This window comes from Nocardiopsis sp. TRM 82005 (assembly GCF_056312425.1).
Genome location: NZ_JBWDTQ010000012.1, coordinates 1 through 17,233, shown reverse-complemented (window position 1 = coordinate 17,233; position 17,233 = coordinate 1). Strand labels below are relative to the sequence as shown.

The 17,233-nt window shown below is 70.9% G+C and carries 4 protein-coding genes; all 4 read left to right on the top strand.

The window, feature by feature from the left end:
• Positions 1-105 precede the first annotated feature (105 nt).
• From AC0T5L_RS09355 to AC0T5L_RS09340, 4 genes are read left to right on the top strand one after another with little or no spacing between them, the layout of a single operon-like run.
• A complete protein-coding gene (locus AC0T5L_RS09355) occupies positions 106-1,323 on the top strand; it encodes a cytochrome P450 family protein (RefSeq protein ID WP_476165009.1) in 1,218 nt (405 codons plus the stop codon).
• A gap of 37 nt (positions 1,324-1,360) precedes the next feature.
• A complete protein-coding gene (locus AC0T5L_RS09350) occupies positions 1,361-7,558 on the top strand; it encodes a type I polyketide synthase (protein ID WP_476165008.1) in 6,198 nt (2,065 codons plus the stop codon).
• Positions 7,559-7,568: 10 nt separating this feature from the next.
• On the top strand, positions 7,569-16,376 hold the full coding sequence (locus AC0T5L_RS09345; RefSeq protein WP_476165007.1) for an SDR family NAD(P)-dependent oxidoreductase: 8,808 nt from the start codon (positions 7,569-7,571) through the stop codon (positions 16,374-16,376).
• A gap of 2 nt (positions 16,377-16,378) precedes the next feature.
• Entirely contained in the window at positions 16,379-17,161 is a 783-nt protein-coding gene (locus AC0T5L_RS09340; protein WP_476165006.1) for a thioesterase II family protein, read from the top strand.
• Positions 17,162-17,233 lie beyond the last annotated feature (72 nt).

The following is a 17,233-nucleotide window of genomic DNA, read 5'->3' as shown; positions in this document are numbered from 1 at the left end:
ATGGCCCGGACGGCCGCTCACCGACCCGAAAGCCTTCTAAAAGAACTCCCTAGCCCGCTCCCCGCCAACACCTGTGCCGGGCAAGGGCGCAGTGGAAAGGCCGACATGGAATCCCTCTTCAGCATAGGTTTCGTCGACGACCCCTACCCCACCTACTCCCGTATGCGCGAAGTCGGCCCCGTCCACCGGGTCACGCTTCCGGGAGGTATCGACGCCTGGCTCGTCACCGGCGACGAGGAGGTGCGTCGCGTCTTCCTCGGCAACGAGGACTTCTCCAAGGACATGGAGACTCACTGGTACTCCTACCGTGAGGGCAAGCTGCCCATGGTGGGTGACGTGGTCATCGCCATGGCCGACAACATGCTGATCGCCGACCCGCCCAAGCACACCCGGCTTCGTGCGTCGGTGGCGAGGGAGCTCACGCGTAAGCGCGTCAACGCGCTCGCGCCCCGTGTGGCGGACACGGTGGACCGGCTCCTGGACGAGATCACCGCGAAGCAGGGTGATGCGGACGCCGGGCGCGCCGACCTGGTCGAGGAGTTCGCCGCGCTGGTGCCCATGAGGGTGATCTGCCCCCTCCTGGGGATCCCCGACGAGGACGGCGAGTTCCTGCGGCCCTTGGTCAGCACGGTGATGAGCAACGACGAGAACGGACAGCGCAACGCGCTGGCGGCCAGCCAAAAGGTCAACGCCTACCTCGCCGACCTGGTGCGGGACGAACAGCGCGGAAGGGGAGACGGCCTCGCCACCGCCCTGGTCGAGCAGGGCGACCTCGGCGACCGGGAGATAGTCGAGATGCTGGCGCTGCTCATGGCCGCGGGCCACGAGACCACGGTCAACCTCCTCGGAAACGCGGCTCTGGCCCTCCTCCGGCACCCGGACCAACTCGCCTCACTGATCGAGGACCCCGGACAGTGGCCCGCCGCGGTCGAGGAGGTCCTGCGCTGGGACAGCCCGGTACAGAACGTCCTGTGGCGCTTCACCCGAGAGCCCGTGACCATCGGGGACACCACCATCCCGGCGGGGGAGGCCGTCGCCCTGAGCCTGGCCGCCGCGCACCGGGATCCGCGGCGCTACGACGATCCCGAGAAGTTCGACATCACCCGGGGACGGAGCGACCATCTTGCCTTCGGCCATGGGATCCACCGGTGCATAGGCGCCGAACTGGCCCGATTGGAGGCCCGGACCGCACTTCCCATGCTCTTCGAGCGACTTCAGGGGATGCGTCTGGACGGTGAGCCCTCCTACCGGCCCTCCACGATCTCCCGTGCACTGAGCCATCTGCCGGTGGCCTTCGGACAGAGGGTGAACACCGTTGCGTAAGCGAGCTTCCACGCCCCGAACCAGAGAAGGAACAGCGATGGCCCGCCTCCCCGAGGAACAGGTAGCGATCGTCGGTATGGCCGGGCGCTTTCCCGGCGCCGATGACGTTGGCGCCCTGTGGGACCTGCTGGAACGGGGTCACGACGCGATCGGCCCGGTACCGGCCGAACGCTGGGACGCCCAGGAGAGCATCGACCCGCGAAGGCACATCCAGGACGTCGGCGGGTTCCTCGACGGCGTCGACCGCTTCGACCCCATGTTCTTCGGGATCTCGCCGCGCGAGGCCGTGGACATGGACCCCCAGCAAAGACTCCTGCTGGAAACCACGTGGCGCGCGCTGGAGGACGCGGGCCAGCCGGCGGACGGACTCCACCGTTCCAGGTGCGGTGTCTACGTCGGAGCGAGCTGGCACGACTACGACCTCCTCCGCAAGGAGACCGGAGCACCGGCCACCCAGTACAGCGCTGTTGGTACGGCCCTGGACATTCTCGCCAGCAGGATCTCCTACCTGCTCAAGACCACCGGTCCCAGCCTCACCGTGGAGACGGGGTGCTCCTCGGCGCTCGTGGCCCTGGACACGGCGGTACGGGCGCTGCGCCACGGGGATGTGGAGTCCGCGATCGTCGGCGGGGTCAACCTCATCCTCACCCCGGACGTCTCGGTCGGACTCACCCACTTCGGAGGGCTGTCCGACAGCGGGCGTAGCCGGGCGTTCTCCGCGCGGGCCGACGGTTTCGTGCGCGGGGAGGGCGTGGTGACCCTCTACCTCAAACGGCTGGACCGGGCGCTGGCCGAAGGCGACCGCGTTCACGCCGTGGTGCTCGGCAGCGAGGTCAACAACGACGGAGGCGGAGAGAGCCTGGTCGCCCCGAACCCCGGGGGCCAGACGGACCTGTTGCTGCGGGCCTACGCGCGCTCCGGTGTCGACCCCGCCCTCCTCGACTACGTCGAGACCCACGGAACCGGGACCCCGAAGGGCGATCCGATCGAGGCGGCCGCCCTTGGCCGGGTACTCGGCCAGGCGCGCGGTGAGCAGGCCCCGCCCCTGCGGATCGGGTCCATCAAGTCCAACATCGGCCACCTTGAGGCCGTTGCCGGTCTCGCCGGACTGGTGAAGGTCCTGCTCGCCATGCGGCACCGCGTGATCCCGCCGAGCCTGTACGCGGACGACCCCAACCCCGACATCGACTTCTCCGGACTCAAGGTGTCGGTGGTCCGCGCCCGGCAACCGCTGCCCGAGGACGGGCGCCTGCACATGGCGGTCAACTCCTTTGGCTGGGGAGGGACCAACGCCCACGTCATCCTGGCGAGCCCGCCCGAGGAACAGGCCGGGGACACGCCGTCCCCCACCCACGTCCCCTCGGCGTTCACACCGGTCTCCGCGCACAGCGAGGACGCCCTGGCACGACGCCGCGAAGACCTCTCCCGCAGTGTGGAGAAGGCAGGTCCCGCCGCACTCGCCGGCACGCTCGCCCACGGACGCGACCACTTCCACCTCCGCGCGGCCTTCACCGCGACCGACGCGGAGACGCTCAGCGCGGACCTGTGCGACCTCACCGAAGAAGCGAGCTCGGAGAACCCCCGGATCGTCGCGGGCAGGGCGGTCGAACACGGGCGTACCGCCTTCGTGTTCCCCGGACAGGGCGCGCAGTGGGCGGGGATGGGACGCGACCTCTACTTCGGACACCCGGTGTTCCGTGAGTGTATCGACGCGTGCGCCCAGGCCCTGGACCCGCACACCGACTTCGACCTGGTCCAGGTCCTCATCTCTGAGGACAGCGCCTGGCTGAAGAGGGTCGACCAGGTCCAGCCGGTTCTGTGGGCGGTCTTCGTCGGGCTCGCCGAGCTCTGGCGCCGAGCCGGGGTGTCACCGGACGTGGTGGTGGGGCACAGCCAGGGGGAGATCGCCGCGGCGACGGTGGCCCGGATCCTGCCACTGGACGAGGCCGCCCGAACGGTCGCCCGCCGAGCCGCGCTCCTGCGCTCGGTGGCGGGGCGGGGACTGATGCTCTTCGTTCCCCTCACCGCGGACCGCGCTCAGGAGGCGCTCGAAGGGTTCGAGCAGCAGGTGGTCCTGGCGGTGGACAACGGCCCCTCCTGCGTGTTGGCGGGTGACGCCGACTCCGTGCTCATGCTCAAAGAGATCCTGGGCGCGGACGGGACCCCCTGTCGACTGGTGGACGTGGACTACGCCTCACACAGCCCTCAGATGGATCCGCTCATGGACGGGCTCACCAAGGAGCTGGACACGGTCCGCGCACAGGAGGGCACCGTCCCCCTTCTCTCCACCCTTCACGCCAGGCGGGTGGAGGGCTTCGAGCTCGGCGCGGACTACTGGTGCGCCAACCTCCGGGGGCGGGTCCGGTTCGCCGAGACCATGCGCGAGCTGGCCAAGGAGGGCGTGACGCACATCGTCGAGGTCAGTACCCACCCCGTGCTGGGTGAGGCCCTCACAGAACTGGCCAAGGAGTGGGAGAGCGTCCCCGTCGTGCTGTCGACGCTGCGCCGCGACGCGGGAACCCCGGCCGACCTGGCCCACGCGTTCGCCCGTGCCTACGTATCCGGGCTGAGCCCTCTGGACCACCTTCCCCCCGGCCCTCCGGACGCGGTCCCGGCCTACCCCTGGCTGCGGGAACGCCACTGGCTTCCGGCGACCCGCCGTCGGGGACCGGCGGCCCGCGGCCTGGAGCCGGAGCTCCTGCCCGCCGCGGTCGAGCAAGGGGTCTGGCAGGGAGAGACCCAGCTCTCGGTCGACGACCAACCCTGGCTGGCCGACCACAAGGTCCACGACACCGCGGTCGTCCCGGCCACGGCCATGCTCGTGCTGGCCCTGAACACGGGGCGCGCCCGGACGGGCGCCATGCCACGGGTGCTGTCCGACGTCCGCTTCGCGGAGCACCTGCGGGCCGAAAGCGAGGCTGAACAGCCCTCCAGGCTGGCGCTCCTGTGGCATGACGACGGCTTGGAAGGAGGCGACCTGCGGCTGCTGTCCCTCCCAGAGGGCGCGCGGACCTGGGCCGAGCACGCTCGGGCCCGCGCCCAGAACCCCTCCGCTCAGGACCATGGGGCTCTGCCTCCGGGCGGGGAGGAGCTCACCCCCATAGACCCGGCGGACTTCTACGCCTCGTGCGCCGAGCGGGGACTGAACTACGGGACCTCGTTCCGCGTCGTGCGCGCCCTCCGGGCCGGCGCGGAGACAGCCGAGGCCACTGTCGGGTTGGCGGAGCGGGAACGCCAGGGCCTGCGCCCGCACCACCTGCACCCCGTTCTCTGGGACGGTGCCCTCCAAGCGGTGACGGCCCTCAGCCAGGAAAGGGCCACCGCCGTGCCCACCTCGGTGGACCGGATCGAACTGTGCGACGACCTGTCCGACCCACCACACCAGGTGCTCAGCAGGACGGTACGTCGCGACGGGCTCGTCTTCGACGTTGACGTGTCCACCACCGACGGACAGCCGCTGGTACTGCTCCGGGGCCTGCGCCTGGAGCGCATCGAACCCCCGAAGACCACGGATCCACTCGCGGGAAGCGCCCACCACATGGCGTTCGTCGAGGCCCCTCCGGCCGAGGCGGACCAGTTCGACTGGTGGGTCGTCGGGGCCGACGGCGACGGCGCCAACGCACTGGCCGAGGCGCTCAGCTCCTTCGGAGCCAAAGTCAGCCGCGCGGACGGACCGGCCGACCTGCCGGACGCGAGCATGGAAGCGGTCGTCTACGTCGCACCCGCCGGGGCGTCGACGACGGGGACCCAACGCGAGGAGCTCTCCACACTGGCAGAGCTGGTGTCCACCTGTGCCAGAGCTGCTGCCCCGCCCCGGCTGGCCGTGGTCACACACGATGCACAGGCGACTCCGGACGGCGTCGTCCCGGACGCGGGTGCCGGGCTCTACTGGGGCTTCACCCGTGTCGTCGCCAGGGAACACGGCGGACTCCGCTGCCGGCTCATCGATGTGACCTCGGCGGACCCCGCCTCGGAGCGCTACCGCGCGTGCGCGGTCGAACTCGCCGGGGCCGACGGCGACGACCAGGTCCTCTTGCGCGGGACACGCCGCCTGGCCGGACGTATCCTGTCCGGCCTCGACGAGACCGCTCCGGACGCGCCCGCATGGAACACGCCGACGCGCCCCTTCCGGCTCGCCACGGACCGTCCTGGCTGGTGGGAGGGGCTCGCCTTCCGCGCGGCCGAACGGCCCGCTCCCGGGCCGGGCGAGGTCGAGGTCGAGGTCAGCGCCATCGGGCTCAACTTCATCGACGTCATGAAGGCCATGGGCACCTACCCCGATCAGAGCGGTGGAGCCGGCCTGTTCGGAGGGGAGTGCGTCGGCAGGGTCACGGCGACAGGGCCCGGGGTCACCTCGCACCGGGAGGGGGACCGGGTGGCGGCATGCGGATTCGGTGCGGCCGCCTCCCACACCGTCGTACGGGCCGAGCACGCGGTGTCCGTGCCGCAGCACCTGTCCGACGAGGACGCCGCCACGCTGCCGCTCGTCGCGGCGACGGCCTGGTACGGCCTGGTGGACTTGGGCCACCTGGCCGAGGGTGAGACCGTGTTGATCCACTCCGCCGCGGGAGGGCTGGGACTGGCGGCGGTCCAGGTCGCCCGCCTTCAGGGTGCCCATGTCATCGCGACCGCCGGAACGGAGGACAAGCGGCGTACCTTGCGCGAGCTCGGGATCGATGACGTCTTCGACTCGCGGGGCACGGACTGGGCAGGGGAGGTCCTGCGGGCCACGGAGGGCCACGGGGCCGACGTGGTGCTCAACTCCCTGACCGGTGCGGCCCTGGACCGCAACTTCGAGGTCCTGGCCGAGGACGGTCGCTTCATCGAGGTCGGCAAGAAGGACATCTACCAGGGGCGCAGGATCGGTCTGGACGCCTTCCGCGGCCGTATCAGCTTCTCGGCGGTTGACCTGGCCGGTCTCATGAGCAGACGACCCGAGCGGTTCGCCCGTCTGCTCTCACGCGTCTGGGACGAGGTGAGGGCGGACAACCTTCAACCGCTTCCGCGCACCACCTTCCCACTCGGCAAGGCCGACGAGGCGCTCCGAGAGTTCGCCAAGGGACGGCACACGGGCAAGTTCGTCCTCACCGCACCGGAGAGTGTTCGCTCCATCGCCCCCGTCGCGATGCCCGACGGCGGATTTCGCCCTGAGGCCGTCTACCTCGTCACCGGCGGACTCGGGGCCCTGGGGCTGTCCCTCGCGGAGTTCATGGCGGACCGCGGGGCCGGCCACCTGGCGCTGCTGGGCCGTTCGCGGCCCAGCGGGCAGGCGTCCGAGCGGATCGAGGAGCTACGCCGTGCCGGGGTACGGGTCCACGTCCACACCGCCGACGTGACCCGCGCGGACGAGGTCGCCGAGGCGCTGTCGCACATACGCCGGGACGGTCTCCCGCTGGCGGGGGTCGTCCACACGGCCGGTGTACTCGACGACTCCACCGTGGACACCATCACCGCCGCCAGCCTCGAACGCGTCCTCGCGCCGAAGGTCGACGGCGCCCGCCACCTCGATGACCAGACCCGGGACGACCCGCTCGACTTCTTCCTGATGTTCTCCTCGGCGGCGGCCCTCCTCGGCAACACCGGACAGGCGGCCTACGCCGGCGCCAACGCCTACCTGGACACCCTCGCGGCCGCCCGCCGTGCCAGAGGGCTGCCCGCGCTCAGCGTGCAATGGGGGCCCTTCAGCGACACCGGCCTGGCCACCGCCGGCGACAACCGGGGGGAACGCCTCGCACAGCGAGGGATGCCGGGGTTCACCACGGACGAGGCCTGGCGGGCGCTCGAACACCTCTTCAACCAGGACGCGCCTGTGATCGGTTACGTCCCCCTGCGGTTGCGGCAGTGGTTCGACTCCTTCCCCGAGACCGCCGCGCTTTCCAGTTGGAGCGCCCTGCTGAAGGCGTCCCGGGAGGGCGGGGAGGACGGCGGGACCGGCGCGGCGTTCCTGCTGAGGCTCCGGGAGAGCTCACCGGAGGCCAGGGAGTCACTCGTGGAGGGCAAGGTCGGCGATCTGATCGGGCGGGTGCTCCGCGTGGCCGACGGACAGCTCGACCCGCGCACCCCCCTCAAGGAGCTGGGGCTGGACTCCCTTCTGGGGCTGGAACTGCGCAATCGGCTGGAAGCGGCGTTCGACCTGAGGCTGCCCGCAACGTTTCTGTGGACCTACGGCACCGCCGAAGGGCTCGCCAGAGCTCTCTGCGAACACGTCGGATCCGACTCCCGCGTGACTCTCTGAGGAGGCCAACATGCAGAACACGGTGAACCCCTCTGGGAACAAGACACCGATGAGCCGTGCGATGGACACGATCCGAGACCTGCGCGGCCGCCTCGCCGAGGCGGAGGAACGGCAGCCGGTGGCGATCATCGGTATCGGCTTGCGGCTGCCGGAAGGCATCGATGACGTCGACGGCCTCTGGCGCCTTCTCTCCTCCGGGCGGGACCTGGTGCGCGCCCTGCCGGCGGGGCGGCGGGGCCCCTTCGCCGATGAGTGGCGGGAAACCATCAGCTCGGGTTCCTACATGGAGGAGCTCTGGGGCTTTGACGCCGCCTTCTTCGGGATCAGTCCGCGTGAGGCACGCGCACTCGACCCCCTGCACCGGATGGTCCTCGAAGTCGCCTGGGAGGCGTTGGAGGACGCCGCGCTCGCGCCGGACCGGAAGAGAGACGAGCGCATCGGCCTCTACCTGGGCGTGACCGGCGATCAGGACGGATATCGGGCGTGGCGGGGTGGCGGCACGGAAGCCCACTGGTCCACCGGGAGCGGACACAGTTTCGCGGCCGGTCGCGTCGCCTACACGCTGGGTCTGAACGGGCCGGTGTCCACCGTCGACACGGCATGTTCCTCCTCCCTCGTGGCCCTGCACCAGGCGGCCCACGCACTGAGGTCGCATGACTGCGAGGTGGCGCTGGTCGGCGGCGCCAACACCATCATGTCGCCCGGATCGACGAAGACCATCGAGGCGACCGGGGCGCTGGCGCCGGACGGGCGTTGCAAGGCCTTCGACGCCAGGGCCGACGGGTTCGGTCGAGGGGAGGGGAGCGGCTTCCTCGTCCTCAAGACCCTCGACTCCGCCCTGGCCGACGGCGACCGCGTCCACGCCGTGCTCCACGGCACGGCCGTCAACCACGGAGGCCGATCCTCCGGGTTCACGGTCCCGAACGTGCTCTCCCAGATCGACGTGCTCGAACGCGCCCTGGCCGACGCCGACCTCGCGCCGAGCGACATGGGCATGATCGAGACCCACGGTACGGGCACATCGCTGGGCGACCCCATCGAGATGGAGGCCATCACACGAGTCCTCGGAGGCGGGGGGCCCGTGCGCGTGGGGGCCTTGAAGAACAACGTCGGCCACCTGGAGGCGGCGGCCGGGATCCTCGGCGTCATCAAGGCTGTCGCCGCCCTCCAGCGCGCGAGCGTGCCGCCCCTGGCCAACTTCAAGACCCTCAACCCCCGTATCGACACGGGCGGGACGGGGATCGAACTGCCGACTTCCGTGGTCGACTGGTCCCCTGAGGAACACGGCGGTTACGCGGGCGTCAGCTCCTTCGGTATGTCCGGGACGAACGCACACGTCATCCTCGGCCCCGGTGCCGAGGGAGCGCCCCCGCCCGCATACGACGTCCCCGGGTTCGAGTTCGGTGCTGACGGCCACGCCGCGCTGAGGGCCCTCGCGTCCGGACTCGCCGATCGGCTCACCCGACCGGGGACCGACTACGGCGCCTTCGCCCACACCGTCACCCTCGGAAGGGCGCGTCGAAGGACCAGGGCCCGGGTCAGGGCACGGGACGCGGCGACCGCGCGCGAGGCCCTCCTCCGCCTCGCCCGGGGCGACCTCTCCGCGGCCGAGGTCCTCGAAGGCCCCCAGGAGGACCTCCCCGCCGAGTTCGCCGCGCTTCCGCGCCAGGTCACGGAGCTGCCCCACTACCCCTGGCAGCGGAAGAGGTACGCGCCACCGCGAGCTGACGAAGAGCTCACGTTCCCGCCTTCCCCTCCCCCCACCGTGCCACCGCTGCACCGCATCGCTTGGAGGAGGGCGGAGGCCGACCGTGAAGCGCCGTCCTCGGTCATCGTGGCCGGCGACGACGCGGAGACCGTGTCCCTGCTCGCTCGGGCCGCCGAGGAGGAGGGCGCCAGGGGTGTCGTTCTCGTACCGGAAGGCAGCGAGGCGCCCTCCGGGTGGGAGCGGCGCCCGCTCCCCGAGGGAGCCGAGTGGAAACGGGCCCTGAGCGAGTTCGGGTCCGGGAGCCGGACCAGCCTGTTCCTGGCCTACGCCGCGCCCGCCCTCGAACCCGGTGACACCTCCCAGGCCCCTGACCTCACCGGGGCCGACGTGTGCGACGCGGTGACCCGTGCGGTCATGCACGCGCATGGCACTGGTGTGCGGGCGGTGGCCGTCACCCGGGGGAGCCGCCAGGTCACCGGTACGGACGAGGTGGCGGCGGGAGGCCACGGGCCCCTCAACGGCCTCGCCTCGGCGCTCGGTCTGGAAGGCGGGGACGGCTGGGGCGGAATCGCCGACCTTCCGCTGGAGGCGACCGCCGCCGACGCCCGTGCGCTGATGCGTGCGCACGCCGGCGACGACGGTGAGGACGTCGTGGCGGTACGGAACGGGTGTGCCTACGCGGCACGGATCGAACCGGTCGAAGGGAGGCCCGAAGGGCTCGTTCCGCGCCCCGACGCGCGATACCTGGTGACAGGCGCCCTGGGCGGTGTGGGACGCGCGATCACCGCTTCCCTGGTCGAACTCGGGGCACGCCACCTCCTGCTTCTCGGACGCCGCCCGCTCGACCGGCTCGGCGAGGACGAGCAAGGGTTCCTCGGGCGGCTGCGCGAGGCGGGCACCCGGGTGGCCTACCGAGCCGTCGACTGCGGTGACCCCGTCGCGCTGGGGGACCTGCTCCGTGCCGAGGAGGGGCCCGGCCTAGGCGGCGTCGTCCACTGCGCCGGGGAGCTGTCCTCCCGCTCCCTGGCCGAGACCGGTCCGGAGGATCTGGCCCGCGCGCTGCGCGGAAAGTACGCGGGTGCGTGGTGGCTGCACACACTAACCCTCGACGAGCCCCTCGACTTCTTCGTGCAGGTCTCGTCCGCATCGGCTCTGTGGGGGAGCACGGGTAGCGCCGCCTACGCGGTGGCCAACGCGGGTGCCGACGCCGTCGCCGACCACCGTCGCTGGCTCGGCCTGCCGAGCACGAGCCTGGCGTACGGGCCGTGGGAGACGGACGGGATGGTCGACCGCCAGGATCGGGAGGCGCTCTACCGTATGGGGCTCGAATCGCTGAGTCCCGAGCAGGGGTGCGCGGCACTCACCGCGGCCCCCGGAGGCCATAGCGCGCACATCCTGGTCGGAGCCGTCGACTGGTCCCGGTTCACCGAGGTCATGGAGGCCACGAGGCGGCGCGGGCTCTTCCGTGAGGTGGCCCCGGCCCGGGCCGGCGGGGGAAACGGAGCGGACCGGGTCGCGCACCAGCTCCGTGGACTCCCGGCGCGGGCGCGGGCCGCCGCCGCCCGAGAGCACGTCGGCCGGGTGCTGGCCGGTGTCCTGGAGCAGGAGGACCCCGCCGAGATTCCTGCCGGAACCGGCTTCCACGACCTCGGGCTCGACTCGATCATGGCGGTGGACCTCGCCCGAGGGCTGACGGGCTCGCTGGGAACAGAGGTGCCCGTGACCGACGTCTTCGAGTATCCGACCGTCGGGGAACTCGCGACCCGCCTGCTCGCCCGGATCGAGGGCACGTCCCAGGACCAGGAGCCGCGCTCGGCGCCGGTCCGCGCCGTGTCCCCGCCCCCGGTACGGGAAGGGCTCCCTTCCGGGAGCGGCGGTTCCGGCGGCTCCGCGCACGGCGAGCCGGTCGCCGTCGTGGGCATGGCGGGCAGGTTCCCCGGGGCGGACGACGTCAAGGGGTTCTGGGAGCTGCTGAGGCGGGGACGAGACGTCGTCACCCTTCCGCCGAAGGGACGCCTCCCGTCCGGCGGTCCGCGCGCTCAAGATGGTGACATAACCACACCGCAGGCTGGTTTCCTCACCGACATCGACGCCTTCGACTCCGGGTTCTTCGGCATCTCCAGCCGCGAGGCCGAGAGCATGGACCCGCAGCACCGGTTGCTGCTCCAAGCGGCGTGGCACGCACTGGAGGACGCGGGGATCTCCCCGGACGACCTGAAGGGCTCGCGGACGGGCGTCATCGTCGGGATCTCCAACTCCGACTACGCCCGGCTGCTGGAACAGGACGGTCCGCAAGGAGTCGACGCCTACTACGGGACGGGGACCGCCCTCAACGCCGCGGCAGGACGCATCTCCCACCTGATGGGACTGAACGGTCCAGCCCTCGCGGTGGACACGGCCTGCTCGTCCTCCTTGGTGGCGCTCCACATGGCCATGCGGTCACTGCGGGACGGCGAATGCGACACCGTGCTCGTTGGCGGGGTCAACGTCTTGGCGCACCCCACCACCTCGATCGCGGTCAGCCGTGCTCACATGCTCTCCCCCACGGGCAGGTGCAAGACCTTCTCCGCGGACGCCGACGGCTTCGTGCGTGCCGAGGGATGCGGAGTCGTCGTCCTCAAACGCGCCGAGAACGCCCGTAGGGAAGGAGACGGCGTGCACGCGCTGCTCCTCGGCAGCGCGGTGAACTCCGACGGCGCCTCCAACGGTCTCACCGCCCCCAACGGAAGGGCGCAGGAAGAGGTGATCACCGCCGCGCTTCAGGACGCGGGCCTGCGGGGATCCCAGGTCTCCTACCTGGAGGCGCACGGCACCGGGACCTCCCTGGGCGACCCCGTCGAGGTCGAAGCGGCGTGGAACGCCTTGGGGGAGGGGCGCGGCCCGGACCAGCCGTTGATGCTCGGATCGGTCAAGAGCAACATGGGGCACGCGGAGTCGGCGGCGGGGATGGCCGGACTCTTCAAGACCGTCCTGGCTCTGCGCCACGAGGAGCTCCCGCCCACGCTGCACTGCGAGACCCTCAATTCCCACGTCCGCTGGGACCGTATGAACACGAGGATCCTCACGGAGCCGACCCCGTGGGAGCGGGGGCAGGGGCCGCGCGTGGCGGGCCTGTCCGGTTTCGGGTTCAGCGGGACCAACGCCCACATCGTCATCGGAGAGGGCGACGCGGGTCGCGCTCCGAGGGACCGGCCGCCCGAGCACGACGTGCTCCTTCCCCTCTCCGCCCCCGACCAAGCGGGTCTGGACAGGCTCGTCGCCTCATGGCGGCACCGCCTGGACACGGCTACCGACGGGGAGATCGAAAGCTTGGCCGTGACGGCCGGGGCCGGCCGTGCCCACCTCGCCCACCGGACGGCGGTCACCGGGCGGACCGCCCAGGACCTGCGCGGTGCGCTGGAGCGGACGGAGGCCTCTTCGCGGCCTTCCCGGGCCCCGAGGGTCGCGTTCCTGTTCTCCGGGCAGGGAAGCCAGTTCCCGGGGATGGGACGGCTCCTGTACGAGACCGAACCCGTCTTCGCGGATGTCATCGACCGCTGCTCCCGGGCTCTGGAAGCACACCGCGATGTGGCGCTCAACGACGTGCTCTTCGGCGTCGGAGACCCCGACCTGGTCCACCAGACGCGCTACACCCAGCCCGCGCTCATGGCACTGGAACTGGCGCTCGCGGCGCTATGGGAGTCCTGGGGCGTGGTCCCGGACGTGCTGCTCGGCCACAGCATCGGCGAGATCAGCGCCGCAACGTACGCGCAGGCCATGGACCTGGACGCGGGGATGGGCCTGATCGCCGCCCGTGCGGACCTGATGCAGGGCACTGAGGCGGGACGCATGCTCGCCGTCTCCGCGAGCCCGGACCGGATCGGCGGTAGGGCGCAGGCGGCGGGGTTGGAGATCGCGGCGGTCAACGGTCCGAACGCGGTGGTCGTGGCCGGGCCTTCCGACCGGGTTGAGGACTTCGCCCGGCGAGTGCGGGACGACGGGCTCAAAGCCCGTGAACTGGCGACGCGGCACGCGTTCCACTCGCGGCTCCTCGACCCGGTCGTCGACGTGCTGGAGTCCGCCGTCCGGCCCCTGCGCTTCGGTCCCGCGCACACCCCGATCGTCTCCAACGTCACCGGGGAACTGGCCGGATCCGACCGGTTCGACGGGAGGTACTGGGCTGAGCACATGCGACGCCCCGTGCTCTTCCACGACGGGCTGCGCACGACCGCGCGGGCGGGAGCCGACGTGTACGTGGAGATCGGCCCGGACGCCACCCTCGCCACGCTCGCCCGCGCGTCCGGAGAGCTCGGCGAAGGGGCGGTCGCGGTGCCCTCCCTGCGCCGTGGCCGCTCCGACCGTTCGACGATGCTGGAAGCCGCGCGAACCCTGTACGAACACGGACAGGACATGCGCTGGTCGGCGGTGTACGCCATGGCCGGGGAGCGAGGGACGTCAGCGCCGCCGTATCCGTTCGCCGACACCCGTCACTGGGTCCGCGGCACCACGGAGACGGGCGGGGCCCGCCCGGTCCACACCGAGCACCACGGAGGGAGGAAGCTGCGCTCCCCCGCCTTGTCCGGACGCGTCTTCTCGTGTGAGCGTTCCGCCCGCTTCCCCTCCTACCTCACCGACCACCGCATGTACGGCACCGTCGTGACGCCCGCGGCCTCCCACCTCGGCACGATCCTGTCCGCTCTCGCCCCCGAAGGAGCCCCGATGACCTTGGAGGACATGGTTTGTCCCGCCGCCCTGGTCATCGGAGACGACGAGCAGTACGAGACACAGCTCATGGTCGAGGACAACGAACGTCCACGGCTCCGGGTCCAGAGCCGATCCCTGGCCGCTGACACCGCCTCGGAGTGGCCCACCCACCTTGAGGCCCGCGTCGTCGAGACGGATCCGGCACGGTTCCGGGGACCGGCGATCGACCGCGACCGATTCGTCGAATCCGCCCAGCGCAGGATCGCGGGAAAAGACTTCTACGCCTACTTCCGCACGCTCGGATACACCCTCGGTCCCTCCTTCCGCTGGATCGACGAGATCTGGACCCGCGGTACGGAGGCCCTGGTCAGGTTCGCCCAGCCAGAACTCCTGCCGGACATGGCCTTCGGGATGGAGGTCCACCCGGGGCTGATCGACTCCTGTTTCCAGAGCATCGCCGCCTTCATGGTCGAGGACCACGCCTCCGAGGCGGAGGCCCTGGCGATTCCGTTCGCCGCGGAACGGTTGAGGTTCACGGCGAGGCCGCGCCCGGGGGAGAGCGTGTACGGGCACGTCCGAGTCCGCAGATCAACCGACTTGCCCGGTGGCCGCCTACGGGTGGAGTCGGCCGACTTGGCGCTGTTCACCGACGAGGGAAAGGCGCTGCTCACGGCGGAGAACTTCCGTGTGCGCCCCGCGCCGCGTTCAGTGCTTCGGCCCCCGGAGAGGGAGCCGGGCCGCCTGGGCGTCCGCAGGGTGGACTGGCTGCCGCTGAACCGTCTGTCCGCCGCTTCCGCCCCCGCGCTGACACTGGTCGGGGGGACGGAAACGGCCGCACGGCTCCGGGACGACCTGGACACCCTGGGCTCCCCGGTCCGCCTCGTCGACGGTTGGGACGACCCGGCCGGCCAGGATGAGGTGACTCCGATCGTCGACCTTCGCTGGGCGGAGACCGGCGCCCGCGCCGGTGCCGCGGAAGTTCAGACGGTGGTGTCGGACCTGGCGGCCGAACTGCGCCGGGTTCCCGCCCGGCGCCCCTACGTCTTCGTCTGCGACGGCGGAGCGGAGGCGGCACCCGTGTCCGAAGCAGTCAGGGGAATGCTCAACTCGATGGAGGCGGAGGACCCGCGTCGCAGAACGGTGTGGATCGCACTCGGCCCGGGGTGGACCACCTCGGCCCTGGCCCGTGAGCTGTCCCACCTGTCCACCGCCGGAACCGATGAACCCCGCCTTCGCGTCGACGGGACCTCCACGAGGACGGCGCGCCTGGTCGAGGCCGGGGCGTCCGCGAAGGCCCGGCAGTGGAGCGGGAGCGTGCTCGTCACCGGTGGCCTTGGCACTTTGGGCCTGAGCCTGGCCCGCCTCCTCGTCGCCCAGGGCGCACGGCACGTCACCCTGATGGGGCGCCGTGAGCCGGCGCCGTGGGCGCGAACGGTGATCCGTGAGCTGAAAGGCGCAGGGGCCGACATCACGGTCGTCACCGCAGACGTCACCGACGAAGACGAGTGCGCACGTGCGGTCAAGGAGGCGTCCCGACGGGCTCCCCTGGTCGGGGTCTTCCACCTCGCCGGATCCCTGCGTGACCGTGCCTTCGAGAACCTGGAGGAGGCGGACTTCGCCGAGGTCTTCTCCGGTAAGGCACGGGGAGCCGAAGCCATCGTCGCGGCCACGCGCGCCCATCCGCTGGAGGCGCTGGTGTTCTTCTCCTCCGCCTCCGCGGTTCTGGGGTCAGCCGGTCAGGTGAACTACGCGGCGGCCAACGGGTTCCTGGACGGCCTGGCCCTGCGGCTGCGAGCGGAGGGGGTCCCGGCATCAAGCATCGCGTGGGGACCGTGGGTGCCCGAACGGGGCCGGGGGATGGCGGGCTCCCCGAGTGCCACGGCTGCGGCAGGACTGAGAGGGGTTCGTCCGCTGGACGACTCCGACGCCGAACACCTGCTCAACCTCTCACTGTCCGCTCGACAGACCGGGATGGTCGCCATGCGGATGGACACCGACGGCCACACGCTCCCACGTCGCACGGCACACGAGACCGCGCTGATGGCGGGCAGGGAAGTGCCGGAAGCGGGCCCGCGGCCGGGAACGGAGAGCGGCGGGCACGGCGCTGAAACCCTGCGCGCCTCCCTCGTGGCACTCAGCTCGTCAGAGAGGGTCGAGCGACTGCTCGCCGAACTGAGGGCACTGGTCGCCGAAGTCCTCGGAGGCTTCGAAGCCGTCGACGCCGAAGAGGAGTTCACGGACATGGGAGTCGACTCCATCATGGCGATCGACATGCGCACACACCTGGAAGAGGGGCTCGGCGTCGAACTGCCGGCCACCGTCGTTCTGGACCATCCGACTCCGAAGGCCCTGAGCGAGTACCTGGCCCTCCTCGTCGACGAGGACGTGTCCGAGGTCCATCCCCCCAGCGCCTCGGAGAAGGAGTGACGATGGGCATATCCGGATTCCGCCGCCCCCGCCCGGTGGACGGGCCACTCGTGCGGCTGGTCGGTTTCCACCACGCTGGGGGCTCCTCCGCCACGTACGTGCCACTCGCCAAAGAACTGCCCGACGGATGGGATCTGCTGCTCTACGACCTGCCCGGGCGTGCCAAGAACCACAAGGGCGTGCCTCCCAGCTCCTTGGAAAGCCTGGTGCGGAGGCTGGTGGAGGACCTGCGCCCCTGGATGGACGCGCCGGTTGGCCTGCTCGGACACAGCATGGGCGCTCTTGTCGCGGCCGAGCTGGGGCGCGAGCTGTGCGCGTCGGGTACCCCACCCGTGTGGATCGGCGTGTCGGGGAGGTCAGCCCCGGGAGAGGAGCCTCCGCGTTCCCGACGACTCCACGGACTGAGCGACGGGGACCTCCTGAAAGAGGTGAGCATGATGGGAGGGCTGCCGGACCGATGGGACGAGTTCCCCGAGCTTGAGGACATCTTCCTGAACCTCATGCGTCAGGATCTGGAGCTCCTACGGGCATACCAGCCGTCCGTGTCACGTCCTTCCATCACGTGCCCGGTGACCGCCTTCGGAGGCGGTCAGGACCTCTGGGCCCCTCCCGCGACGATGCGTGGATGGGGGAAGGAGACAACCGAAATCTTTCACACCTGTGAGTTCGAGGGTGGGCATTTCTACTTCGTCGGCGGGGGGTTTGCGCACTTTGCCCGTGCCGTTGTCAGTGAGATGGGAATAAATATCAGGCCGGCTACATTGAGGGATTCAGGCAGGATGTAAACTGGGTGCGGGTTTTTTGTGCATGAGCGGCTTTGGAGTGTGGGTGTGACGATGTGGACGGTACTGGGTATT

Bases quoted from the DNA above. Each gene is read 5' to 3' on its own strand.
- AC0T5L_RS09340 (WP_476165006.1), top strand. From the start codon at position 16,379: ATGGGCATATCCGGATTCCGCCGCCCCCGCCCGGTGGACGGGCCACTC.
- AC0T5L_RS09355 (WP_476165009.1), top strand. From the start codon at position 106: ATGGAATCCCTCTTCAGCATAGGTTTCGTCGACGACCCCTACCCCACC.
- AC0T5L_RS09345 (WP_476165007.1), top strand. From the start codon at position 7,569: ATGCAGAACACGGTGAACCCCTCTGGGAACAAGACACCGATGAGCCGT.
- AC0T5L_RS09350 (WP_476165008.1), top strand. From the start codon at position 1,361: ATGGCCCGCCTCCCCGAGGAACAGGTAGCGATCGTCGGTATGGCCGGG.